We start from the raw sequence: 24,801 nt of genomic DNA on the forward strand, positions 1-24,801 counted from the left end.
ACGAAAAGTCCGCTTTTATAAGCGGGCTTTTTGCTTCTGAAAATCTTGGTTTTTATAGTGCTGCTATCACGTAGAGCGCTATGGTCCCGTTGTCGTTGTTCTTTTCTTGCAAGATTCCGATGTCGAAGTCGAGGCGGAACCGGATGAATCCGAAGGTAAGTTCAAATTTCGGGATAATGTCGACCATGAAGTCGTCGGTCAGGTTGCCGATGCTTCCGGACATGTTGATTTCGATAAAGGTGCGGAAATACTTGTTGAAGTAGAGTGTCGGGGTCATTCCCGCGGCGAACTTGACGTATCCGTTTTCTCCGGTGACACCTTCTAGGACGCCTGCGCGGATTTCGTAGAAGTTGGCAAAATTCTTGGATATGAATTGCTCGTTTCCGTAGGTGAGCACGATGGCCGTGCTGTTGTTTCGGTTGAGCCCGAAGAAACCGTCGAGTTCGAGGAAGTTGTTCTCGTTTATCAGGTATCGCCCGCCAATGTCGAGCGTGACGATGACTTCGTCGAACTTGTCCTTGCTGCGGACATTCAGCTTGCCGCCGATGTTCCATTCCTTGGAGAGTGCCGTGGTCAGGTTTACGGGGAAGAGGATGTTCGAACTGTAGTTGCTCACGGCTCCGACGCCGATTCCCCATCTCGGAGATGGTCTCGTGTCTGGCCCGAGCGTGTAGCGGATATCCCACATGGGATCGACAGCGTAAGCGCTAGTTGCAAGAGCTACGGCGATGAGGGCGAGGAGTCGTTTCATACGCCCTAAATTTAATAATCCTGCGACGATTTTCTATATTTGGGGGCGAATCAAGAGGTAATTATGGTCGAACCGCGTCCAGAACTTTCGAAATTGTCCGATTACGTTCCCGGAAAATCTATCGAGGAAATCCGCGAACGCTACGGATTGAAGCGTATTGTCAAACTTGCGTCCAACGAGAACCCGTTGGGAGCCTCCCCGAAAGCGGTCGAGGCTTTTCATGAGATTGCGGACAGCCTGCACCTCTACCCGCGTGGCGATGCGCCCAAGCTTATCGACGCCATCGCAAAAAAATACGGTGTGAAAACGTCCCAGATTGTCATAGGGAACGGTTCCGACGAGATTATCGACATGGTGGGCAAGGCTTTTATCCGCCAGGGCGACAACTGCGTGGGCATTACGCCGACGTTCTCTGTGTACAAGTTCACGACGCTTTCGAATGGCGCCGACTTTATCGGTGTGGGCGAGGGCGAGGTGCGTACGTCGCTTGACGACCTTGCAAAGAAAATCGATGGCAAGACTCGCGTGGCCTTTATCTGCAACCCGAATAACCCGACGGGTGCGTACTACACGGAAAAAGAAATTTGCGACTTTATGGGCAAGGTGCCGCAGGATGTGCTCGTGTTTTTGGACGAGGCCTACGCCGAATTTGCGACCGCAAGCGATTATCCGAATATGGCCGCCGCCCTTGATAGATTCCCGAACCTGTTTGTCAACCGCACCTTCAGCAAGATCTACGGGCTTGCCGGGCTCCGCGTGGGCTATGCCATGGGAAGTGTCGAGGTTGTCCGCGCCCTCTGGAAAATCAAGCCCCCGTTCGACGTGAACCAGGCGGCGCAGGTGGCGGCGATTGCGGCTCTCGGTGATACTGCGCATGTCGAGGCGACTTGCAAGATGAACGCCGAGGGCGTGGAATTGCTTACCCGCGAATTCGAAGCTCTCGGATTCAAGGTCCTCCCGACACAGGCGAACTTCATTTGCGTGCGCATTGGCGAACGCGCGAAGGAACTGGTCGCGTTTTTGGAAAGCAACGGCATGATTATTCGCGGGCTTACGAGCTTCGGCATGCCCGAGCACGTGCGCGTCACGGTTGGAAAACCCGAAGAAAACGCTTTCCTCCTCACGCTCGTGAAAAAATGGTGCGAGGCGTAATATGGTCCGGGAATATAACGACCTGCTGCAGATTGCGCTCAAGACAGCGGAAATGGCCCAGGAGAATATCCTGAAGTATTTCCAGTCCGGCGTTGGAGTCGAGTGGAAAAAGGACAACACGCCGGTGACGGTCGCCGACAAGAGTACGGAAGAACTGGCCCGTGAATTCTGGGCGAAGGAGACTCCTGGCTTTGGCGTGATTGGCGAGGAATACGGAATCGAGAGCCCCGATGCAGAATACCAGTGGGTCATCGACCCGATTGACGGTACGAAAGCATTCGTGCATGGGGTTCCGCTGTTCGGGACGCTCATCGCGCTCTACAAGAAGAATGTCCCGGTGTGTTCGGTTATCCGCATCCCGGCGATGAATACGGCCGTGTGGGCGGTGAACGGCGGTGGCGCCTTCCTGGATGGCCGTCCGGTGCGTGTTTCTGGCGTTTCACAGTTGAACGAGGCGCTCGTGCTTTCGGGTACGGTGAACACGATGGAATCCCAGGGCTATGGCGAAGGTTTCGCGAAGCTCCGCCGCGGGGCAAGGCTCCACCGCGGGTGGGGCGACTGCTACGGATATTACCTTGTGGCGGCGGGACGTGCCGAAGTGATGGTGGACCCGGTCGTTTCTCTCTGGGATATCGCGCCGTATCCGCTCCTTTTTGCAGAAGCGGGCGGAAGGTTCAGCACCATCGACGGCAAGACGGAACTTTTCGGTGAAGACGGCAAACCTGTGGCCCCGATTTATGAAGGGTTCTCTAGTGTCGCGACGAACGGGGCCCTGCATGGCGTGAGCCTCGACTGCATGAACTCCTAGCATTTTGTTTGCAGATAGTCCGCTTTCATTTCAGCATCGGTTCGACAATTACAGTATCCGCGGAAAACGTCACGAAGACGGTTCCGCTTGTCGCCGTGTTCAGGTAGGGAATGTGCAGGGAGTCGAGCCTTTCGATGACCTGTTTGCTCGGATGCCTGAACCTGTTTTTTCTCCCGCTCGAAATCAGCGCGAGTTGCGGCGCAACGGCGTCCAGGAATGGCGCACTGCTCGAAGTCTTGCTTCCGTGGTGTCCGAGTTTTAGGATGTCGCTTCGGATGTTGGCATCGGATGCGAGAATTTCCTTTTCGCCTGCGGCAGTCAGGTCGCCGGTGAGCATCGCCGAGTGCCCGAGCCCGTGCGCCCGAAGCGTGATGCTGCCCTGGTTTGCGTCGCTACATTTGAGCCCTGCTGTCGAATTCGGGTTGGGATGGACCGCTTGAATTTCGAAACGGTGTTCCCTCCATGTGAATCCGCGGCCTATGTCGCGGATGGAAATTTCCCTGTCGGCAGCGGTGGCGATTGTCTTTTGCCAATCTGCCTTCGCTTCCGTGCGCGAACATTCGTTTATCCACAGTTCCTTGACAGGAAAGGTACGCAGGATGCTGGAGGCTCCGCCGAAATGGTCTAGGTCGGGATGCGTGATGACGAGCGCGTCGAGTCTTTGGATTCCCGAGTGACGCAGGAAGGGGACGATGACGTCTTTTCCCATATCTCTCTTGCTTCTGTCTCCGGAATCGACGAGGATGTGCTTGCCGGAAGGCGTCGTGAGCAAAATGCTGTCGCCCTGGCCCACGTCGATAAGCGTGAGGTTCCAGGACGGATGCGAAATCCGCATGTAACCCTGGACGCAGAAGATGGCCGAAAACAGGAGCAGGCACAATAGTCCGAATTTCTTTGCAACCGCATTTTTGCGAATGGCGGGAAGGAGTGCAAAAAGGGCCCCCAGCAGCAGGAGGATGGCCGGGGAAAATGGACCGACGGTGATGGCGGCTCCCGACGAATCCGAAAGCAGGCGAGTGAGGAAACTTGCCATGCGCAAGAAGAATCCGGCTGCAGCGCAAAAGGTGTCGCACAGGGATTCGATTGGCGAAAGTAGCGCGAAAAGTCCGGCCTGCATGCCCCACGAGACGAGCGGTACGATGATGATGTTGCCGAGCCAGGCGAGCGGCGAAAGTGTCTTGAAATGGTGAATCAGGAACGGGGCGGTCGCAAGCGTCGCGCACAGGGTGACGTATGTCGGGGAGAGCACGTAGCCTTCGGCAAGTTTCCAGAGGCTGGATTTGCGGAGGCCTTCGGGGATGCTTTTGAAGGGGTTGCAGCTGTTGCCGAGCAGGATTCCCGCCGTGGCCGTTGCCGAAAGCTGGAATCCGGGGTTCCAGAGTTGCGACGGGTCGGGAAGCAGGATGAACAGTAGCGCGACACCCAGGCTGTTGAACGTATTGGCGGGCTTCCCGAACATGGTGCCGAGTTGCGGGATGGCGAACATCAGCACCGCGCGTTTGACGGCGGGGGAACCTCCCGTGACAGGGACATAGACGAACAGCAGCGCGATGGCGATGAGGTTTGCCACCTTGTGCGGCAGCCGTGTCGCTTTTAAAAAGACGCTCAGGATGCCGGCGAGTAGCACGACGTGGAATCCCGAAATGGCGAGAACATGGACAAGACCTGTTCGCTGGAAGTCGTTGCGGATGGCATCGGGGATTCCGCTTCGGTCTCCGGCGAGGAGCCCGAGCAAAAGTCCGGTTTCGGCGGGGTCGAGGTGTGCTTCGAAACGGCGCTTTATCCATTGGCGGAATGCGTAGAAGCTGCGCTCGGCGGTCCATTTCCCGTGCCAGGATGTCCAGTGCCTGAACTTGCCGTATGCGGCGAACCCTTGACTCCTGAGCCATTCGCGGGTGTCGAAAGCCCCGGGCACTGTCGGGGGCGTGACGGGGTACCACTGGGCCTCGAAACAGATGCTGTCTCCGGGTTCGGGGAGCGATTCGAACGCTCGTTTTTCAGTAATGCGCAATCGGTAGCCGCTGTCCGCCTTCACGATAAAGGCGGTCCCGCTAGGCCTCGGAAGGAGCGATTCGATGTTGCCGCAAGCTTTGGCCGGAATTTCGCTGGGTTCGTGGCCGGCATGCAGATGTTCGCGGTGGGCTTGCGCGGTATGGCTTACGCAACCGCAGATGAGCGTGAACAGGATGGCGCATTGGACACTCCTGTGGAATGTCCTCGCGACGACGGCTATGGGGATGAGCAGGAACGGCGCATAACCCGGAAAATCGAGGCTTGCGTATACGGCCATCAGGGTGAGTGCGCTGACGAGGGCCGGTTTTCCGGCCAATGGGGCGGCCAGTTCTTGCAGGCTGGCGAAAATAAGTGCATTTTTTCTTGTCTTTATGACCATCTTTTATCTACTTTTGGGTTAAAAGGATGTCTCTATCTATAAAAACGGTTGAAAACGGAAAATGAGCCAAAATCGATGAAAAAATTTTTCAGTTTGATTTTTCTCGTGAATTTGGTGATGTTGCTCGGGTGCTCCGAGGTCGACCCGGGCGAACCTGTCCTGCAACCGTCGTTCATGAGTCCATACGTCCTTTTCCCGAACGATCCTGCCATAAGCGATTCTGTGGCTGCATACCTGACTTCGGGGGCTGTCCTGAGCCTTCATCCGGGAGTCTCGTACACATTGTCTTTTGACAAGGATTCTTCGCTGGATGAAGCTCCTGTCTTGCAGCTTTTCAGGGTGGGGGGTGCGCTGGACGACCAGAGGTATTCCATAAGACATGTGAGGTCCTTGGATGCCGTCGAAAAGGATGGCCGCTACTACTATGATTTTGTCTGCGAGGAGAATGACAGGGCGAGATGGGTGACGACGCTAGCCCTGAATGGCGATTTTTATACGGGCAATGTGAAAAATGTGCGGCTCGACGCCGAAGGCCCGTATTCGAAAAACTTCTCCATAAACCTGATTGTCGTGGGTAAAGTGGTTTTCCCCGATTCCTCCATGACGGTTCAGGCTTTTGCCGATTCGATGCTCAAATCGTTCCGCAAGTTCTTCAAGGGAATCGGTATTGATACTTTGTATGTACGCTACGCCCATGAGCATCCGGATCTTGGAAAAAAATATCCGGCGGACGAACCCTGGCTTGCGGGAAGGTCGTCGGACGACCTGTTTGTTTCGGAACTCGGGGGCTGGCCCGAGAAAGAACTGAAAAAATCCCTGGACCTGGTCCTGGTGCACCGTATCGAGGCCGACCATGTGCTTGGGTACTCCTATTTGTACTCAGGAAACTTTGGCGGAGGAGAGGGCAGCACGGTCGTCATTGGCACCCGCGAGAAGACTCCCTACGGAGAATCGGAAGTCACGGTCGGGGAAATCCTTGAAACGGCTGTTCACGAATCGGGACATTTTCTCGGGCTGCGCCACACGACTTCGACTCGCAGCGATATGAGTGAGACGATGGATTACTCGGTGCTTGAAGACGGATTTACGGATACGCCGTTCTGTCGCGACTTGCTTTTGAGCGGGCTTCTCAAGAAGAACTCTGTTGGGCATTCGGATTTTGCCGTGCCCGCCTACCGCTTGGATTTGGCTGCGGCCGCGGATTTCAGCGTGACGGACTGTCCGGACCACCGTAACCTCATGTTCCCCAGCGTGACGGGCGAGGAATTCGAGGGCTTTTCCGAACAGCAACTGGAACATGTCCGCAAGAACCTGACGGTGTTCCCTCATTAGGCCGGTCAGTTTTTTGCTTGCTTTTGTGGTGCTTGTATGGCAGAAAAAAAACAATTTTCGGAAGATGTGCAGCTGATAGCCTTTGTGCTTCAGCAGGGTGCGGAATGGGATACGCGGGTAATCGAGGTTCTGGAAGATGCCTGGGGCCCACTCCGTTACAGGGGCAAGCTCTTTGCATTCGACCAAACGGACTATTATGTGCCCGAAATGGGCGAAAATCTTTACCGTGGAGTGGTCTCGTTTGAAAAGTGCATCCCGCCGGAATCGATTGCCCTCGAAAAGGCCCGCAGCAATGCGCTGGAACTTGCGGCAGACGTCTCCTCGGCGTCTGGGGCGCGGCACGTGAACATCGACATCGGCTACATGGATTTGGACAAGGTCGTGCTTCCTAGCTACAAGCGCGGCCCCTACAAGCTCTATGCGGGGGAGGGGGTGTGGCTCGACATGCTATTGACCTATTCCAAGGGCGTTTTCCATCCGACAGCCTGGGCTTTTGAGGATTTTAGGCGCAATCCCTACCAGCACGACCTCCAGCTTATCCGTGAACGCTGGCGGAAAAGTGTCCGCGGATAACGGCGAATGCCGAAATCCGGTTCTGCATGTGTTTTTGATGCCGGAATCTTATTTTTCTATGTCAACATATATATATTTGCAATATATGCGAGTATCCAATAGACTTTCCCTCATGTCGGCTGCCTTGTGTGCCGCCTTTTTCTGGGCTTGCAATGACGAGCCTGATCCCAAAACCATGGCAAAGACCGATGCCCCGGCCAAGGTCGAAACCGTGAAGCCGGAACATGCCAAGTTGAAAGCGAAGGTCCGCAAGTCACTGGGCGATGCGAACTTGCAGCGCAAGAGTGAAGGTGACTGGTCGCAACTGCGCATCGGGCAGTCGGTGATCGAGAAGGACCGCATCCGCACGGGAGCCGAATCCGAAGCGGTCTTGTCCGTGAGCGACGGTTCTTCGCTGTGGATTACGGAACTCTCCGAAGTGACGCTCGATGTGGAAATATTCGATTCCCTGAGCCGACAGGTCTCCATTGTAGTCAATAATGGTGGCGTGCACTTTGATGTGCAGAAACAGAAATCTGGAAATACGCTCATGTTCCGCACGGGAACGGCGACTGCAGCCATTCGCGGTACCGCCGGCTTTGTTGGCGGGTACAACGGTCAGATGGTGGCCTCCCTGAAGGAAGGCAAGGTCGATGTTACCGGCGCAAATGGTGCGTCCGAGAACATTGTCGAAAACCAGACCGTGCTTGTGGACCAAAACGGCAGGGTGAAGAAACTGCAGTTGAGAAGTTCCGGTACGAGGGCCCTTTCGACGCAGCTTTCCAACGTGAACATCTTTGGCGACGGGATGATCGATTCCCTCGAACAGACCTTGAACGATTTCGACAAGGATTACTCGAAACGCGCGGACGCCTTTGAGAAGAAACTTCGCTTCCAGGCCTCCCCGCTCTCGCCTCAGGTGTTCTTCCCCAACGTGACCCTGCAGGCCCGCGTTAACCCTGGTGTCGTGGTGACGGTCCTCGGCGAATCGGATACGGTGGGTGCAAACGGCGTCTATCAGCGCACGTTCGAATGGGATGACGATGCTTACGGGACCAAACGCTTCCTTGCGACCTGTAGCGAAGGCGATGTGGAAATCCAGTGCTACATGTGGGTGACGGAGTACGTAGCTCCGGCTCCGGTCGAGGAATCTGCCCCGGCAGAAGAACCCGCTGCCGATACGGCTGCCGCTGAACCCGCTCCGGCTCCGGTGAAGGAACAGCCCAAGGCGGAATCCAAGAAGGAAAAACCGAAGGCCGAACTCAAGAAGGAAAAACCGAAGGCCGAACCCAAGAAGGAAGAACCCAAGGTCGAACCAAAGAAGGAAGAGGCTCCTTCGGGCAGGGACCTCAAGAGCCTTACCTTGAAAATGGGCGCATCCGTCGAACGCAAGCATCTCGACTTGCCGAAGACGGAATACTCTACGGACCTGAAGTTCAGTCTCGGTGGCATCACCCGTTCGGACCTTTCCGAAATCAAGGAAATTGTCGTGACGCGCAAGGGCAAGGTTGTCAAGTCCTTCTCGGGTGCTGAACTCGATGGAATGGAATACGCCGTGCCCGTCACGATCGGTCTTAACAAGATTGCGAAGTTCGACGTGAAGGTTGTCCTCAAGAACGGCAAGAGCATGCGCAAGACCAAGACTTACGAAGTCTACTGCGTGCGCGGAAACCACATGGGCAATGCTCGCAACTTCATCCAGTACAAGACTCCGGAAGAAGAATACGAGGCAGCCAAGGCTGGCCTTGAAAACGAATAGTAGGTTTAGGAACCTATAAAGGACAGATTATGAAGAAAAATGAAAAAGGTGTGCTCGGTCTCCGTCTGGGCTCTGTTCTTTGTGCCTTTGCGGTTGCCTTTGTGCTGGCGGGTTGCGCATCGAATCCCCCTGCGAAGGATGACGGCTCCGCGGCCGCCTCTGCAAGGAGCAAGGAAAATAGGGCCCAGGGCGAACTCTCTGCAAAAACGGCTGACGCTGCTGAGGCTGCCGACGACGATATCAAGGTTTCGACGGTGAGCTTCAAGGTCCGTCCTACGGTTCTTGTCGCTCCGGCGATGGGCGCAAAAATGGCAGGAAGCATTGACGTTATCCGCAAAAATCCGCTTGCGAAGACGGCGATGGAAGTCATCAATACCTATCTCACGAGCCGCGACTATACGGTCATGGGCCTCGAAAGCCAGGCCCAGCTCGATGAAGTGGTGCAGCTCCAATCCGATATTGCTGGCAACAACGAGGACCTTGCCTATGTGGCGGGCCTCTCTGTGGGAGCCGACATCAACATCACTTTTGCGGGTAGCATCCAGGAAGATTACATCGTGATTGACCTGAACGCAAGCGAAGCTTCCACGGCGAACCTCCTTGCTAGCGAATCCATGCGCCTCAAGGATAACGGCGAAAGCCAGCGCGTGCTTGTGCAGAAGGCCGTGCAGAGGGCTATCAAGAAACTCGAAAACAAGGTCCGCGACCGTCTCGCCGAAGAACTCGAGAAAGGTGTGCAGTACAAGGTGGTTGCGCATTTGACCGGGGACTTTACCGACGACCAAGCCGAAGAAATCTCGAACATCGTCTCCATCAAGATGAGGAAGAAATTCAACAAGATGCAGGTGATTTCGATGAGCAGAAACACCTATGACTTGCTAATCTATGTGGATCCGGACAAGTACGAAGATGCACAGATGGTCTACGGCGAATTTGTCGAAAGCCTTGATGGACTCGCAAAGGTCCGCAAGCAGAACATCACGAAGAAACTGATTATCCTGGAAATCCAGTAATCCGGGAGTGACGTTATGAATAAACTATTTCTCGCCTCGCTGGTTGCTATGACGGCGTTCGCCTCGGCCGAGGTGCTGACATACACGGCGACTTCGAAAAAGTCGCAGAAGGAAGCTGACCAGCTTGCGTTGGAAGGACTTGCAAAGCAGCTGCGGACTAAGGTCTCCAGCGAATTTGAGACTACCGTGAAGGAAGATTCCAAGGGCAAGGTGACAACGACGGCCAAGGGCATGAAGAGCTCCTCTACCAGCATGACGCTCAAGGGCGCGAAGCTGACCCAGGGACCCAAGTCGAAGGGAGCGTTCCAGTCTACAGCGACCATCGATACCGACCTGATGGCATCGAAGATCCTCATGGACTTGAACTCCATCCGTGCTCAGATGAAGTCCAAGGATTCCATCATCCGCTTCGACATGGTGGACCGCGATTACCGCAAGATGGGCGTCGACATGGTCGCTCTCGAGAAACTTGCCGATTCCTATACCGAGCTCCTGGAAGACTTGAGCTGCGTGCAGAAGATTCCGAAGGAAATGAAACTCGAGAGCACCCTTGGCGAACTGAAGGAATACCTTATCTCGGGCATGAGTAGCCTGAAGATTGAAACCGACCTCACAAGCGAAGCCCTGATGGTGACCGTGACGGATTTCGCGGGCCCAGTGAAGGGATTCCCCCTTGCATTGACCCAGGATAGCAGGGATATCGCGCACGAGAAAACGAACGATGAAGGCGAGGCCGTGTTCTCGCTTGCCCAAGTGAAGAAACTGCATCCGGCGGGCGAGGTGACGGTGCATGCCGACTTGAATTTCCGCTACGTCCGTGCTGCGGTCCTCCTTTCGCAGACTGTGCGCTACGATTCCGAGAAGGCCGCCTGCACCTACAGGCTAGTCTGCGACGGACCGGTGGAGGCTTGTGGCGCTCTCAAGAGTTTCTTGGCCGATGCGGGAATCACCCTCCTCGACAAGGAGTCGCTCCCGGCGCTCAATGCAAAGCTCCAGTTCACCGATAAGATGAATACGAGCAAGACCCTCTGCACGTCGCGTGGTACCGTGACGCTCGGTGCTTTTGAACAGCAGACGACTGAATCCGTCCAGGGTGTCGGCCGTGACGAGGGCTTTGCGCAGGCGACCGCGGTGAAGAAACTCCCGGCGACCAAGCTGAACCAGATGTTCGGCAAGGCCTGTCAGAAAAAGTAGGCGCGAAGGAACGTATAGAGGAAGAGGCTGACGGCTGCGTCGGCCTCTTCTTTTTGTTGAGGTAAAAAAAGGGGGGCCCGGCCATGCGGCCGGGTCCTTTTCAAATGCGGATTCCGCTAGGAATTACTGCTTTTCGATTTCGGCATCGAGTTCAGCGTAAGCCTTGGTGGCAGCAGCGCGGATCTTGTTGGCGACAGCGTCGTCATAGGAACCGGCGGCCTGGAGGCTCTTGATGAGTTCTTCGACGAGGTTGGCGTCGAGGGTCATGATGCCGTAGATCTTGAAGTGGCCGTTCTCGTCGGTTTCAACCTGCACGTCGGTGAGGGTAGCACCGCTCATGTGGGTGTTTACGACAGTCTTGGAAGTGCTCTGGAAGTGTTCGGCAACCTGGTCGTTCACGTCTTCCTTGAAGTTCTTGATGAGAGCCTTGGTCTGGGCGTCGATTTCCTTGGCGAGGTCGACACGGGCGTTCTGATCGGCCTTTTCCATGGCAATCTGTTCGTCGGTGGAAACACCGATACCCATACCGGCAGGCACGTGGTCCTTCAGGTATTTCTTCTTGAGCATCTGCATTTCGATGAGCTTGCTGGCAGACTTTTCCTGCGGGGTCGAGCTACAACCGATCATGAGGAATGCTGCGAGTGCGGCAACGATCAACTTCTTCATAGTAAACTCCTTGTTGTTGTTTTTCCCAAAATGGGATGATATGAAGTCTGTAAACAAAAATATCTTAAAGAAACAAGAAAGTCAAGTCAAATTCGGTATTTCTTACAAAAAAGTGATTTAATGTGATTTTTAAGGGACAAGAGGCTTTTTGGCATGGTTTTAGATGTGATAAATTAAACATCCAAGGGCGATTATGGCGGCAGTCCTTGCCCTGAGGCGGGTGTTTCCCAAATTCAGGAGGTGCGTCTTGCCCTGTTGGTAAGATTTGACGGCCCCGATTTCCCGGGGGGAAAATCCGCCTTCGGGACCTATGAGGAGGGTTGTCCTACGGTCTAGGACGGGTGCTTTGCGTTCGCCATCGATGTCGCAGAGGACGAGGTCCCCGCTTTCGCTTTCGAGCCAGCGGTCGAATTCGACTGGACCTTCGATGCGGGTCAGCCATGGTTTTTTCGACTGCTTGAGGCTGACCAGGCTCTTGAGTTCGGCGCGGCGGATTAGCTTGTGCAGGTCGGAGTTCTTCGGCTCCTGCGAAAAGTCGGTGCGCAAGAAATAGATAGTGTCAATTTCTGTCTGTGCCGCGTGAAATACGACTTCTTCTAGCGCGTCGTCCTTGAGGCATGCGATGGCGAGGTTCAGCTTGGGGCGCTCGGCCGATACGGTTTCGAACCTGTCGATGCGAACTTCACAGGCCTTCGGATCGGCCTTGACGATTGTCGCATCGGCAAAATGCCCGAGCCCATCGCAGAGTTCGAGAGTGTCGCCGACGGTGGCGCGGCAAACGCGGACTGCGTGCCCGCTTTCGTTTTCGTCGAGGGTAAATTCGCCCACGTCAATTCGCGGACAGTAGAAACGGCTGTCGGGAGTCTTCATGGCGTAGAATATAAAACTTTTTGCGGGTGTTTGCTACATTTACCGCATCGTGGAACACAAACCGGTAAAGGCAGTCGTATTTGATCTGGATGGCACGCTCTACTTGAGCGGGCGTCCTTACCCAGGTGCTGTCGCGACGGTGAAACGCGTGGCAGCCCGCGTGCCGGTCTATTACCTGAGCAACAACACGAGCAAGTCGCCTGTATTTTACGAGAACCGCCTCCATGTGATGGGACTTCCGCTGCGTGACGATTCCATCATCTCTGCGCTCTACCTCTCGCTCGAAGCGATTCATGAAAAGGGCATCAGGAACGTGTTCTTCTTTGCGAATCCCGAAGTGCATGAATGGTTCGCGGCGCAGGATCCGAGCCTGAACCTTTGCCCGTCGGTAAAAGAGACCGAACTCGTGCTCGTCGCCTATCACAACAGTTTTGACTACCGCGAACTCTGCGAACTCAGTTTCCGCGTCCAGCGCGGGATCCCGTTCTGGGTGACGCATACGGATTTCGTGTGCCCCGATGCAAACGGGCCCGTGCCCGATATCGGAAGCTTCATGGCGCTTCTCAAGACGGCCTATGGCGTGGAACCGGAACGCAGTTTCGGAAAGCCGAATCCGGCGATGCTTGCGGGCGTACTCAAAAAATACGAACCCGAAGAGATCCTCTTTGTGGGCGACCGCCTCTATACCGACTTCGAACTTGCGAAGCGCAGCGGATGCAGGTTTGTGCTTCCGCTCTGTGGCGAAACCAAGCGCGAAGATGTAGAAAAACTCGAGACCAAGCCCGAGTTTATAGTTGAAAGCGTCCGCGATATTGACTTCGACGCCTTTTTCGAAGGTCGTGCCTAGACTGGCCTTGGCTAGGCTTTTTTGCGACGGATAAGAACCAGCACCCCGATAGCGACGAGGAACAGCGCCGCGACCGCGCTCACCTTGATGCAGGCGTGCAACGGACGGCTCCGGTATTCCATGCGGACTTCGGATTTGCCCTTCGGAATTTCGACGGCGCGGAGCGTGCCGAAAGCCTTGTAGACTTTTGCGGGCTTGCCGTTCACGGTCGCGTTCCAGTAGGGATGGTAGTTGCCCGCGACAACCATGAATCCTGCACGGTCGCTTTCTACCTCGAATACCTGGGTGTCCATCTTGGGGCTTGCGATAAGCTTCGCGTGCCCGTTCGCGACTCCGCCTTCGCCTTCGTGTTCGGGCTTTTCGGAGAGGATGACCGTTTCGCGGTAGTAGAAGCTGTCATCTTCGGGTTCTGCGGCTGGAGAGACCTCCGCGGCAGCTTCTGCTGTCGTGGAATCGACTGTGGCTGTCGAGTCTGTTGCTTCGGCAGGGGCGCTCTCTTCGGCCTTGGGCTTACGGATGGCTGCTTTTTCGCGCAAGGTCTTGATGGCGCTTGCATCGTCCATCGTCACGGACTGGCCATAGATGTAGGCTTCGCCCATGGCCGTGGAAATCGGCATGTAGGTGGTGCCCTGGCGCGTGTCGAAGACGATTGCTCCCACGTTCATGAGGTCGAGGAACGGGTGTGCCGCATCGGGGTCGTTAATGTTCTGGAGGTAGTTGGCGTTCTGTTGGCCGCCGCGGAATTCGCGGTAGGAGGCAAGCTCGTTGTCGTGGAAGCCGTCGGCGTTACGCAGGTGGTATTGCGGGAATGCGTTTGCACCGAGCGACGGCTGGCGCGATAGCGAAAGCACGCGCGGCGTGTTGAGCGAATCGGCCTTGTAGGGAGCCTTGATGGCGGCGACCACGGCGTTGTTCGGCTGGAGGTACTGGGCCGCGGGAACGTTCTGGATGAAGGCTCCGTTGATGAAGAACAGCTCGATGGCGGCGACGATGGCGAAGATGCACGCCTTCGCGACGGTGGATCCCTTCCAGAAGAAGAGGAAGAGTGCAACGACGATGGTCGCAAACGCGAGCACGAAGCTCGGGATGATCTTCGCGGCGGTCGCTTGCATGATAATTTCGTTCAGCGGCTTGAAGTAGGGCGCCGTGATCGGGTCTGCGAGCAGGTCCTGTCCGCTCATGAGGAATGCACCGATGGCGGTGAACCCGAGGACGAAACAAGCCTGTGCCACGCGGCTTGTGATGCTACCCTTGTCCTTGAAGGCAGTCTTGTAGGCGTCGATGAAACTTTCGAAGCTGAGCGCCTTGCCCTGGTCGTCTACCTTCATGATTCCGATGCAGACAAGCGCATAGGCGATGCAGGCGACAAGCCCGAACGGTCCGATGAAGAGCGTCCAGTTGTAGCGTGCGATGACGGTGAGCAAAAGCAGGACGACGAACATGGCGGCGCCGTGCTTGAGCGCGCGGAGGTTCCTTGCCGCATCTTCTCCCTTGTCGCTGATGGCGCGGAGCACGGGCCCTGCCATCATCACGAGCAGCAGCGGAAGCCAGAACAGTGCCATGCCGGGCGCGCGGAAGTTCTTGACGCCGGGGAGGATGGCGTACCAGAGCTTGAACAGCGGGGAGTGCGCTCCCATGCCGTAGCTGAGGGCGACGACCATGCCCATGGCCCAGAATGTTGCCCAGCGGCGCTTGCCGGGCAAGAAGAGGCAGAGGAATCCGAGGAAGGTGAGGAGAGTGCCCGCGCTGTTGTGGTCGAGCTTGAAGCTGTTGTGGCCCCAGTAGAACGGGGAGCCTCCGGGCATCTTCTGCAGTTCGCCCCTCGAATACGAGATGAAAGAGCTGCCGACGATATCGCCAGACTTGGGATCCTGTTCGTACACGTCCACGCCGATGAACCCGGGGAGAATCATCTGCGCGAGTTCTTCCTGGTGCAGGCTCCAGCTGACGGCGTGGCCCATGTTGGTATGGTCGCCTTCGCCGCGCACGGATTGCGTGGTGGTGTACAGGTAGGGCGGCACCAGCTGGAAGCAGGCGAGCGCAAGCCCGAAAGCAAGGCCTGCGGCGGCAAGCCCGATGCGCTTGCCGCGCGTCTTGAACGTGTTGCAGTGGAAGGCGGCCTCATAAAGCGTGTAGAACCCGGCTCCCCACAGGAAGAGGTAGGTGAGCTGCAGGTGGCTTCCGAGAATCATCCACGCGATGGCAAGCGCAAGCACGATAAGGTAGGGGAGGCTTCCGTTGCGGACAACCTTCCGGATGGCGAGGAGCGCGAGCGGGGCGATGGCGAAAACCATCATCTTTCCGTCGTGGCCGCCGTAGATGTAGGTGAAGTATTCCGGCGAGAAGGCGTAGAGGAACCCGAGGAGGGCGGCCCACCAGCGGTTGCCCGTGAGGTTCCAGGCCAAAAGCATGGCGCTCATGAAGGCGACCCACACGGTGAGGATGAACTTGAAGCCCACGGCGCGTGCCGGGTCCATCAGGAACTGCGTCCATACGAGCGGGTGGTAGGCGTCGGCGAACAGCGCATCGATGGTGGGAACCCCTCCCAGGCGGCTGTCGTCCCATTCGGTGACGATTGGGTTTTCGGCACGCAATATGCGGCTGCCGATGCCATTCAGCTGGTCGCTGTTGAGCATCAGCTGCGAGTCGTCAAAGACGAATCCGCGGAAAACGATAAAGAGAATGGCTATGAAGAGCGCGGCTGCTGTCGCAAAGAAAATGGGCTTTTTGTTCAAAAGATTCATGCTGGGAAATATAAAAATACCGCGGGCGAGTATGCCTTGCGGTATGGCGAAAAACGTCGAACCCGCGGTCCGACAGCGTTGTGCGCGTTTTGGCTAGTCGGCGGTGTTTTCGTCGACCTTGTTGTACTTGATGAGGCTGTAGATGCCGAACGCAGAAATCACGCATACGGCGACAAATACGACAATCTTGATGAGTTTTCCCATAGTGGCTTCCTGTTTTAAATTTTTTTTAAAATACCTTTTTTTCTGGAGAAAAGCAAGTTTTATTTTTGTGAAAGGGGCCGGATATTCAAAAATTGGGGATTGAGGATTGAAAATCCGCTGTTTTTAGAGGAACGGTGCCAGGAACTCCGCCAGTTCCCGATTGAGTCCGCTATTGAGCGCATCCGCTTCTTGCACGGTGTGGTGCTCGTCGCCTGCAAAGTCGCGGGCGCGTTCCCCGCAGATGTCTACGCCGATGATTTTGTGGCTTGTGGCGAGACCGGCGATGATTTCTTTGAGTGCTGCTACGTCCAGCGAACCCTGATCCCAGTTGGTGGCCGCGTAGGCGGGGGAGAGGGCGTCCTTGTCGATGGAGATGTAGATTCGGCCTTCTGTCATCCCCGACTCGGTCGGGGATCTTAAAGATTCTCGCATTCGCGAGAATGACGAGGGTGTGCGCGAGAATGACGTGGGTGAACCGGTTTCGCGTATTTCGCTTTCTTTGATGAAAGTTACTTTGTCTAAAGTACTGGTATCGCCCGCCTGCGAAAGTTCTTCGCGGATTTCTTCCACGAGGTGGTCAGCGACCCCGATAATGACAACGTTGCCTATGAACTTGTTTTCTTCCAAAACCTTCTTGACCCAGCCGCCGCAACTGAGAATGTTCCCGAATCGCGGGGCTTGCATGTCGGGATGGTGGTCAAAAACAACAAGCGAAAACGGTTCCTGGACCATGTCGGTCCAGATTTTGCTCATGTAGTGGTAATTGCCGTTGTCGAAGAAGTGGATGCCGTGCGCATTCGTGATGCCCGCATCGGCAATGCGCCTGCGGAGGGTCTCGACAGCTTCGTCATCGCAGTAGCAGTCCGTACCCGAAATGTCGGCGCAGTCTATGTAGAGGATTTCTGCGTTCGAAGTTGCGGAAACTAGACGCGAATTTCCTTTCAGACCTTGCATAAAGGGCTGAAAACTGTAAACACCCGTGAAATCGAGAATTGTCGTTTGCACATAGGAAAAATAAAAATATATATTGGAATCATGAAAGTCAAAAGCCTTCCTTTGTCGCTGATTCTTGGTCTTGGATTTGTTTTCCTGGGCTTGCAGCAGTCTTTTGCGCAATCTTCGACAATCCGCTATACGAATGTGGCCAGCGCACCCAAGGCGATGGGGAATGATACCCTTTCGGCCAATGAACGCGAAGCTGTGCAGCTGATTGCCAAGGGAAACGCTTACCACGACAATAGGATGTTCCGTGAGGCTATCAAGTGCTACAAGCAGGCCGATTCGCTCTCCCCGAAAAATGCGACGGTCAACTACGAACTGGGCTATTCTTACATGATGCTTAGACAGCTTGACAGTGCCGCCTTGTATGCAAAACGCTCCATTGAGATAGAACCGGCCGAGCTGGCGTTTTCGCTTGTTGGCGACATCTACGATTTTGAGGAAAAAATCGATTCTGCATTGAAGTATTATGATCTCGGCCTGTCATTTTATCCGAAATCCTACCACCTTCTGTACAACAAGGGAGTTGCGCTCTTTTTCCATAAGCGCGAGGATGAGGCCTACGAGGTGGCGAAACTTGCCGTAAAGTCGACACGCCAGCACGAAGGTTCCTATTTCCTGCTCGCGCAGATTTCGGCGAATAGGAGGATGTGGATTGATTTCTTTGTGAATGGTGTTTATGCGAATTTTGTAGGGGATACAAGGGATCGTGCTGCTTATGTGAGAAAGTATTTTGCAAAGTTGATGCTTATCTTTAAGGAAGTGCTGGAACGTTTCGAGGACCACCCGCTGCTCGATATCCACAGGGAATGGGCCAGGTCTACGGTGTATCGTTTTGCCGAGAGCGAATCGAAATTCGAAAAGTTGAACTTTGACCGCCTGGATTCACTGGATGGCAGCGAAAATGACTTTGAAACTCTGGTAGCGCTGGGAACATTCGCGATGCGTGAGTCCGTGATGCTGCCTTACGAATTTGACTTGAAACCGTTCTATAGACAGATTGTGGATGGTGGCTTCGAGGATGTTTTTATGCGGGTTGTTTTCAGGGGTGTGAACGATATTGCATTTGAAAGCTGGAAGATGATGAACAGGAAACGCTTCGAACAGTTCTACGAAAAGGTTGTGTATCCTTTCTGGGAAGGCGAAGCTAGCCTGAAGGCTCCGGTGCTTATCGATCGTCCGAACTAGGTGAAATTATTCCTACAGCCCTTCTTTGGTGCAGTTTTCACGTAGTTCTAATCCGATTTGGACGTAAAAGCGCCGTCATCGTATCCCGACGAATTTTCTGGAGCAATCGGTTCGGGCTCGGAATCACCCTTCAGGCAGCGGATGTTCCAAGCAGGAGTTGTATCGTAAGACTCAATATAGACGGAGTCGCTGCTCGTGAAGGAGAAATAATAAACTTTGCTTCCTCTGTCGATGCGGTTCCCGTAACTGTCGTATTCTGGACGGATGAAGGTGGTCGAAGTCCACAATTGGGCGTATTTGCCGACGCCGTAGACGCCGTCTTCCTTGTTCTGCGATTTTCCGCTAGCCTTGATGCCGAAACAGTACTTGTCGGTGCCGTTTCCGTCTTTGCCTTCTTCATCTTTATCCCAGCCGGAGGTCGCTTTTAAATTCTTTCCGGCCAAGCCGACTCCGCCCGTGTTTTCGCGAAGTTCGTCAATTTCGTCAAAGGTGGGCAGATGCCATCCATCTGGACAAGCTTTTTTTGCTCTCCCAAAGGTGTAAAAACGCCCGTAAATGGAACCATCCTTGTCGAGGCTGTCGTTTGTCCAGCTGCCTTCTACGTCATAGTTCAGGTTCTCGGCCATCCAGACTTGGTTGCCGATCTTGACGGTCTTATAAACCTTGCCGTCGCGGGGGTCGGTAAGCGGTTCGTCGGCGTTGGAACAGCTATTGGATTTTACGCTTGAATTGTTTTCTGAACTCGGGGAACTTGAACTGTCGTCGCATGCAACAAAAAGAACGGTGCATGCTGTCAATGCAAAGAACAACTTTTTCACGGTTCAATCTCCTTTCTATTTCTAGTAGGACATTATAGCAATTTGTTTGAATATTACTGCCTGAACCGCTTGCAGAAGGAACAATTTTGGCAGAACGGGTGGCGCAGTTCGTGCTTTTCGAAGCCTTCGCGTAAATTGCGGGCGGCAGGCGAGCCGAGAATTTCGGGCAGGCCCTGGTTGGCGATGTTCCCGAGGGTGATTTGCCCGCTGTAGTCGAGACAGCAGGCGACTACCCGGCCGTCGTGCAGGATGGCGGCATGCGTGTCGAGGGCATGGCACGTGCCTGCGGGGTATTTGCTGGCGGTCACTTCGGCGGGCTCACTTTGACCATGCTCAGCACTAGCAGTGACCTTGCTCGTTCCCGGCCATTCGAATCGTGAGTCTTCGTGCAGGTAGAGCCTCCCCGCGATAGGGAAACTCTTGTGCCTGCTGCAGAAATTTCCCGGAGCGACCTGCGTGTTGAACGTCTCGTTTATGCGAGAAATCGCAAACTCGTTCCAGTCTCCGGCGGTTGTTACACCGATGTTCCAGAGCCGCAGATTGATGTACATGTCGGGCCTTGCGGCCAAGGCCATTTTGCAGAAGTCGAGGACGTCCTGTAGATACCCGTGCGCATCGTCGGGCGGGAGTTCCGCATATGCGTGCGTCGAAAAGTTTACCTGGCGCACGGCGGGGCAGTTCAATATGTGGTGGGCGACTCGCCTGATGGTCGTGCCGTTCGTGGTGAGCGTCGCGGTGAGGCCCGCGGCCTTTATATCCTTGAGAAAGAGTGCAAATCCCGGGTGCAGCGTCGGTTCGCCCAGGACGTGCAGATATACGTTCTCGATGCCTGCTTCTACCGTTCCCGCGATACACTTCTCGAAAAGTGCGCTCGGCATGAACGAGCGCGATGCTCCCGAACCGGCCTCGTGCCCGCAATCACTGCTGGGGCAAAAGCTGCAATGCAAGTTGCAGGCGTTCGTGATTTCGATATAAACGCTATTCATGCTGGTTCTCGGGGAGCAATGTAGAAACTGCATCGGCGTATACGCTGAGCTTGCCTGCTTTCTTGATTCTCTTGAACGTCTTTTTGGGAATGCTCGGCTCCAGATAATCCCAGAAACTTTGCACGTGCGCAAGGATCTGGCTGTCACCCTGGAATGTTTGCCGCGCGTGTTCGAAAATAATCTGGTGTATTTGGAGAAGTTTGTCTGTAAATTCTTTTCCTGTTATGTTCGCTTTCCCTGCTTTGTATTCCGCTGCGAGGCTTGGCTGCGCAAGTAATCCGCGGCCGATCATCACTCCGGCGAGATTCGGGTAGCGGCGTTCCATTTCTTGAATTTGCGAAACGTCTGTGATGTTCCCGTTATATACAAGCGGGTGGCGGCATTCGCTGTAAAATTTCTCAAATGACTTGATATCAATTGCGCCCTTGTATTGCTGTTTGCCGAGGCGCGGGTGGAGCGTAATGTGCGTGAGCGGAGTATCGTTTAAAATCGGGAGGAGTGCGAACGCTTCATCGGGAGATTCCTGTCCGAGCCGCATCTTGACGGAAAACTTTGCGGTTCCCGCTGCGGATAGCCGCGCGATTTCGTTCATGATTTCCTGGACGGTTCGGGTGTCGTTCAGCAGGCCTGCGCCACGGTGACGGTTGACTTGCATGGGGAAGGGACATCCCATGTTGAAGTCGATTTCGGTGAAGCCTTTTTGCAGGATGGCGTCGGCGAGAACCTTGAATTCTTCGACGCTATTCGCGATGACCTGCGGAATGACCCGTGGAGAACCCGGCACGCCTGCTGGGGTTTCGAGGTCGCGCAGGTCCCTTTCGCGCGGGTGCCCGTTTTCAATCCGCAAGAATGGAGCGTAATATGCTTCGATGCCGCCAAAGATTTTTGCATGGGCTGCCCGATAGATGCCCGTCGTGTAACCTTGTAGCGGAGCGAATAGGACCTTCAACATGTTGCTGCTCTTGCAGAATCTAGACGGGGCGTGGCGCCATGGCGTCTGGCGGCTTCCTTATTTCCCGAGTGCTTTTTTCAGGGCGCGGATGGCGTTTCCGCGGTGGCTGATGGCCTTCTTCTCTTCAAGCTCCATCTGCGCGAAGGTGCGGGCTTCTCCGTCGGGGACGAATAACGGGTCGTAGCCGAATCCCATGTCGCCCACGGGAGCGTAGTTGATGCTGCCGCGACATTCGCCTTCAAAAATCTGCGGTTCGCTCACGACGAATTCGCCGTCGGCGTTGCGCGTGATTGTCTGGTAGGCGAGTGCGCAGAAGTAGCGCGCCTTGCGGTCGGTTATTCCCGCGAGGTTCTTGAGGAGAAGCGTGTTGTTGCTTTCGTCTGCGCCGTGGATGCCGCTGTAGCGTGCGCTGTAGATTCCGGGGGCTCCAGCGAGCGAGAAGACTTCGAGTCCCGAGTCATCGGCGAGGACGGTTGCCTCGATGCCGCGTTTGGCAAGCCAGCGGGCCGTAGTGCTCGACTTGATGATGGCGTTTTCGGCGAATGAATTGCCGTCCTCGACAATTTCTTCGTCGAAGCCGATGTCTTTCAGCGTCTTGAATTCGTAGTGGTCGGTGCCTAAAATGTGCGCGAAATCCCGGATTTTCCCGGCGCTTGCGGTTGCGATTACAAATAGGTTTTTCATGGTGCCCTTTTTTGCGGAACAAATCTAGAAAATATGCGGTGCGGCGGGCTTTAGACCACATGTGCTTTTTGTATATTCGGTAGCGTATGAATATTATCCCGTTTACTTGCAGGCGCATGGGGCTTGCTGCCGCATCTCTTTGCGTTTCGCTGGGCCTCTGCTCCTGTGCTTCCGGGACGCCGGATCCTGCCACGGATGTTTCGACTGCGTCTCCCGAAAAGCAACTTTCTGCGTCCAGGGCGCTTCCGCCCGCTCCTTCGACTCCGGTGACGGTGTTCGAATTACATGTCGAATCCAGGGACAAGCAGGTGCGCGTAATCGACAAGCCGACGCTCGCCGCGCTTGATTTTGCCGCCTATTACGACAATCCCATCCGCCTTGCAGGCAAGGACGAAAAGCCGGAGAATTACAAGGGGGGGATGGCAGGCGCGAAACTTGCCGAATATCCGTTCCCGATGCTCGATTCGCTTTCGGAATATGAGCCCTCCGTTGTGGCTGGCAGGCAACCATTGGCGTGGGAACCGCTTTCCAAGATTCTCTATGCGCAGACGGGCGATGATTCTCTTGCCCGGGTGCTCAGTGCCGTGGAGGCCGTCAAGTGGAGCGAACCCGATGTCTTCAGGGCGTTCCAGACGGTAGGCAGATTCTGGGGCGTGCCGATGAGCGACGGTTCCGTCGAGTGGTGGGCAGAAATTTTGCCGGCCACCTGGACGGGCCGTACCGTGTTTTTTGCGAAGTTGAAGTTCGCATCGCACGGTGAGACTGCCGAGGTGCTCAATCATTACATTACGGCAGAGTTGACGCTCGAAGATGCGATGAACTGGGCTCGGACGCTGTCTTCTTACTGGTATCCGACGCTCAATACAGACCTGGAACCCCATACGCCGGGAGGCTTCTGGCCCGAAGGCGCCAAGACGCAGCCCTTTGCCGTGATGCGCGGGAACCCGATGGGGAAACCCATGTGGGTCGCGTTCGATGTTCCTGCATTCCGCCTGTCCGAAGAACAGATTCGCGCACAGGCTGTTGCCGATTCGCTTGCTGCGGCGGGCGAGGTGGTGCCGGTGAACCGCGCACTCGACACGACCTCCGATGCGCGCCTGCAGACGCTTGCCTCGCTGGAAGGCTCTTGCCCCGCGAATGCGGAAACCGCGAAGTTCCGCGCTACGCTCGAGAATACGCTTGCGAAACTCCCGAAGGAGCAGAACGCCTGGGCGACAGCGGGAGCGACACCCGCGGAAAGCTTCCTCTGGTTCCGCCGCAATGCAAACTACCTGCTTGCAGACAAGATAACCGGGCAGGATAGCCTGCACAACCCGCTCCCGCGCCTGCTGGAACTTAAACACTACCTGGATTCCATCGGGGTGCAGCTGCTCGTGGTTCCCGTTCCCGTGAAGGAAGAAATTTACGCCGAGCGCCTTGTGGCAGGGACGCCTGCCGATCTCTGCGTGAACCCCGCGGGCCGCGAATTTACCCGCGAGATGCTTGCCGCCGGGCTTGACGTACTCGATATCTACCCGGCGCTCATGGCGGCCAAGGCGGGCGACGAACCCCCGCACTTTAGCTACCAGCGCTACGATACGCACTGGTCACTCCCCGGCATGCTTGCCGCCATGGAACAGCTTGCCGCCCGCGTGACGCAGTACAGCTGGTACGGCGATGCCGGAGCGAAGCCGGGTTCGCTCAACATGCAGGAGACGACAACAATGCGCGAGGGCGACCTGGTGGCGCACCTGCCCGATGCGGAGAAGGCGAAGTACACTGCAGATACGTTGCCCGCGATGAAAATCTTCAAGGGTACAGAACCTTACAAGGGCGGCAAGAATGCGCCGATTCTCTTGATGGGCGATTCGTTCACGGGCGTTTTCGAGTCTGTGGACCAGAAGAGCGGTGGCCCGGGATCGCTCCTTGCTTATGCGACAGGCCTCGATGTGCAGGTGCTTACCAGCTGGGGCGGCGGCCCGGGCATATACCATCGCATGATGAAGATGAAGAAGGATATGCAGAGCAAGCGGCTCGTGATTTACATGATGACGGCCCGCGATTTTTGGCAGTCCCCGATGGAATGGGATGCCCTGAGATAAGATGCTTGCCCGCCTCTCCGCAATGTTCTCGCGAGTATTCTGGCCGCTGCTGCTGATTTTGCTGGCGGTTTCGCTCACGCTTGTGCTGTGGACAGGGCGTCCTGAAAACGTGCGGTACGCCGAAATGGCCTGTACCTTCGAGAACCGCGCTCCCGCCTGCATAGATTCTGTAGATGCCTGGCGCGAAGGTCTTGTCTTCTACGATAGTAGTTTGTCTGCAACGCGCGATACGCTCGCCTCTTTGAAATCGCTCCTGTGGGAATTCTGGAAAATCGAATTTGCGGGGGAGGGCGAGGCGTCCATAGCCCACGATGCGATTCTACCGCTGCGGGTGCTTGAAACCCGGAAATCGGGCTGCATGGGGCTTGCGTGGCTTGCGATGATGGTCGCCGAAGCCCGCGGAATTCCGCTTGATGTTATTCTCTTGCCGGGGCATGTGTATTTGCGGTACGGCAAGGATGACGGCCGCGCACAGGTGGGATTTGCGCCAAGGACGGTGAACCTCGAACCGAACCGTCTCGGCTATACCTACACCAATGAGGAATATCGCGAAAAGTACAAGGCGGGTCGCTGGACCGGCCTGGAATTCAAACCGCTTACTCCGGCACAGTTTGCGGGCCTTGCCGCATTCGACTTGGGCAATTTGTACCTGCAAACGGAACCTCCCCGCGCGCTTCGCTGGTACAGGCTTGCAGACGACCTTTTTCCCGAATATCCTGGCATCGATGCAAACAGGGAAATTGCTAAAAGCCGTCTGCCCGATCGATAGCAGCCTTATGAGCTAGGCAAAATTTCTATCTTTGCCGCCG

Annotated in this window: 21 protein-coding genes; 11 read left to right on the forward strand and 10 right to left on the reverse strand. The window is 55.5% G+C overall.

Translation table 11 applies throughout. The annotated features are described in order from the left end of the window. Positions 1-52 precede the first annotated feature (52 nt). A complete protein-coding gene (locus B2952_RS12995; RefSeq protein ID WP_173381556.1) occupies positions 53-751 on the reverse strand; it encodes a hypothetical protein in 699 nt (232 codons plus the stop codon). A 63-nt stretch (positions 752-814) separates the two neighbouring features. On the opposite strand from B2952_RS12995, the gene hisC reads away from it, so the two are divergent. Both hisC and hisN read left to right on the forward strand, forming a co-directional pair. Next, positions 815-1,903 (forward strand): histidinol-phosphate transaminase, encoded by a 1,089-nt coding sequence (gene hisC / locus B2952_RS13000; RefSeq protein ID WP_290733516.1) that lies wholly within the window; start codon positions 815-817, stop codon positions 1,901-1,903. 1 nt (position 1,904) lies between these two features. Beyond that, positions 1,905-2,711 (forward strand): histidinol-phosphatase, encoded by an 807-nt coding sequence (gene hisN / locus B2952_RS13005; RefSeq protein WP_290733517.1) that lies wholly within the window; start codon positions 1,905-1,907, stop codon positions 2,709-2,711. A gap of 25 nt (positions 2,712-2,736) precedes the next feature. Here hisN and B2952_RS13010 read toward each other — a convergent pair whose 3' ends face one another. Beyond that, positions 2,737-5,040 (reverse strand): DNA internalization-related competence protein ComEC/Rec2, encoded by a 2,304-nt coding sequence (locus tag B2952_RS13010; RefSeq protein WP_290733519.1) that lies wholly within the window; start codon positions 5,038-5,040, stop codon positions 2,737-2,739. Between the two features lie 156 nt (positions 5,041-5,196). On the opposite strand from B2952_RS13010, the gene B2952_RS13015 reads away from it, so the two are divergent. The 5 genes from B2952_RS13015 (at position 5,197) to B2952_RS13035 (ending at position 10,953) form a co-directional block, all read left to right on the forward strand. Continuing rightward, a complete protein-coding gene (locus B2952_RS13015; RefSeq protein ID WP_290781649.1) occupies positions 5,197-6,435 on the forward strand; it encodes a hypothetical protein in 1,239 nt (412 codons plus the stop codon). A 36-nt stretch (positions 6,436-6,471) separates the two neighbouring features. After that, positions 6,472-7,008 (forward strand): DUF4416 family protein, encoded by a 537-nt coding sequence (locus tag B2952_RS13020; RefSeq protein WP_290733521.1) that lies wholly within the window; start codon positions 6,472-6,474, stop codon positions 7,006-7,008. Positions 7,009-7,093: 85 nt separating this feature from the next. Continuing rightward, complete coding sequence (locus B2952_RS13025; RefSeq protein ID WP_290733523.1) at positions 7,094-8,746, forward strand: FecR family protein; 1,653 nt, start codon at positions 7,094-7,096, stop codon at positions 8,744-8,746. Between the two features lie 29 nt (positions 8,747-8,775). Then, the gene (locus tag B2952_RS13030; protein WP_173381563.1) at positions 8,776-9,759 is read left to right on the forward strand and encodes a DUF6175 family protein; all 984 of its coding nucleotides are present in this window, start codon (positions 8,776-8,778) and stop codon (positions 9,757-9,759) included. Between the two features lie 15 nt (positions 9,760-9,774). Beyond that, positions 9,775-10,953 carry a hypothetical protein gene (locus B2952_RS13035; protein WP_290733525.1) on the forward strand — a complete coding sequence of 393 codons (1,179 nt, stop codon included), beginning with the start codon at positions 9,775-9,777 and terminating at the stop codon, positions 10,951-10,953. A 123-nt stretch (positions 10,954-11,076) separates the two neighbouring features. Here B2952_RS13035 and B2952_RS13040 read toward each other — a convergent pair whose 3' ends face one another. Both B2952_RS13040 and B2952_RS13045 read right to left on the reverse strand, forming a co-directional pair. Then, positions 11,077-11,619, reverse strand: coding sequence for an LPP20 family lipoprotein (locus tag B2952_RS13040; RefSeq protein WP_173365842.1), 543 nt, complete (start codon positions 11,617-11,619; stop codon positions 11,077-11,079). A 159-nt stretch (positions 11,620-11,778) separates the two neighbouring features. Beyond that, positions 11,779-12,489, reverse strand: coding sequence for an RsmE family RNA methyltransferase (locus B2952_RS13045; protein ID WP_290733527.1), 711 nt, complete (start codon positions 12,487-12,489; stop codon positions 11,779-11,781). A gap of 49 nt (positions 12,490-12,538) precedes the next feature. Between B2952_RS13045 and B2952_RS13050 the strand changes: the two genes are divergently transcribed. Next, entirely contained in the window at positions 12,539-13,336 is a 798-nt protein-coding gene (locus tag B2952_RS13050; RefSeq protein WP_290730872.1) for an HAD-IIA family hydrolase, read from the forward strand. Between the two features lie 11 nt (positions 13,337-13,347). On the opposite strand, the gene B2952_RS13055 is transcribed toward B2952_RS13050, so the two are convergent. Then, complete coding sequence (locus B2952_RS13055) at positions 13,348-16,080, reverse strand: hypothetical protein (protein ID WP_290733529.1); 2,733 nt, start codon at positions 16,078-16,080, stop codon at positions 13,348-13,350. A gap of 327 nt (positions 16,081-16,407) precedes the next feature. Beyond that, positions 16,408-17,238, reverse strand: coding sequence for an arginase family protein (locus tag B2952_RS13060; protein ID WP_290730868.1), 831 nt, complete (start codon positions 17,236-17,238; stop codon positions 16,408-16,410). 81 nt (positions 17,239-17,319) lie between these two features. Between B2952_RS13060 and B2952_RS13065 the strand changes: the two genes are divergently transcribed. Beyond that, positions 17,320-18,471 carry a tetratricopeptide repeat protein gene (locus tag B2952_RS13065; protein ID WP_290724347.1) on the forward strand — a complete coding sequence of 384 codons (1,152 nt, stop codon included), beginning with the start codon at positions 17,320-17,322 and terminating at the stop codon, positions 18,469-18,471. Positions 18,472-18,518: 47 nt separating this feature from the next. Here B2952_RS13065 and B2952_RS13070 read toward each other — a convergent pair whose 3' ends face one another. Genes B2952_RS13070 through rdgB form a run of 4 tightly spaced genes read right to left on the reverse strand, consistent with a single transcriptional unit; the run spans position 18,519 to position 21,911 of the window. Then, on the reverse strand, positions 18,519-19,289 hold the full coding sequence (locus B2952_RS13070) for an FISUMP domain-containing protein (RefSeq protein ID WP_290730864.1): 771 nt from the start codon (positions 19,287-19,289) through the stop codon (positions 18,519-18,521). A 53-nt stretch (positions 19,290-19,342) separates the two neighbouring features. After that, positions 19,343-20,275 carry a radical SAM/SPASM domain-containing protein gene (locus tag B2952_RS13075; RefSeq protein ID WP_290730858.1) on the reverse strand — a complete coding sequence of 311 codons (933 nt, stop codon included), beginning with the start codon at positions 20,273-20,275 and terminating at the stop codon, positions 19,343-19,345. Continuing rightward, positions 20,268-21,227, reverse strand: coding sequence for a tRNA-dihydrouridine synthase family protein (locus tag B2952_RS13080; protein WP_290730855.1), 960 nt, complete (start codon positions 21,225-21,227; stop codon positions 20,268-20,270). The genes B2952_RS13075 and B2952_RS13080 overlap by 8 nt, the downstream gene beginning before the upstream one ends. A gap of 57 nt (positions 21,228-21,284) precedes the next feature. Next, complete coding sequence (gene rdgB / locus B2952_RS13085; RefSeq protein WP_290733532.1) at positions 21,285-21,911, reverse strand: RdgB/HAM1 family non-canonical purine NTP pyrophosphatase; 627 nt, start codon at positions 21,909-21,911, stop codon at positions 21,285-21,287. 86 nt (positions 21,912-21,997) lie between these two features. Here rdgB and B2952_RS13090 point away from each other — a divergent pair, with 86 nt between their 5' ends. Both B2952_RS13090 and B2952_RS13095 read left to right on the forward strand, forming a co-directional pair. Next, positions 21,998-23,992 carry an alginate O-acetyltransferase AlgX-related protein gene (locus tag B2952_RS13090; protein ID WP_290733534.1) on the forward strand — a complete coding sequence of 665 codons (1,995 nt, stop codon included), beginning with the start codon at positions 21,998-22,000 and terminating at the stop codon, positions 23,990-23,992. Between the two features lies 1 nt (position 23,993). Further along, positions 23,994-24,761, forward strand: a complete 768-nt coding sequence (locus B2952_RS13095) for a transglutaminase family protein (protein ID WP_290724335.1) — start codon at positions 23,994-23,996, stop codon at positions 24,759-24,761. Positions 24,762-24,801: the final 40 nt, after the last annotated feature.

This window comes from Fibrobacter sp. UBA7003 (assembly GCA_002449765.1).
GTDB lineage: Bacteria > Fibrobacterota > Fibrobacteria > Fibrobacterales > Fibrobacteraceae > Fibrobacter.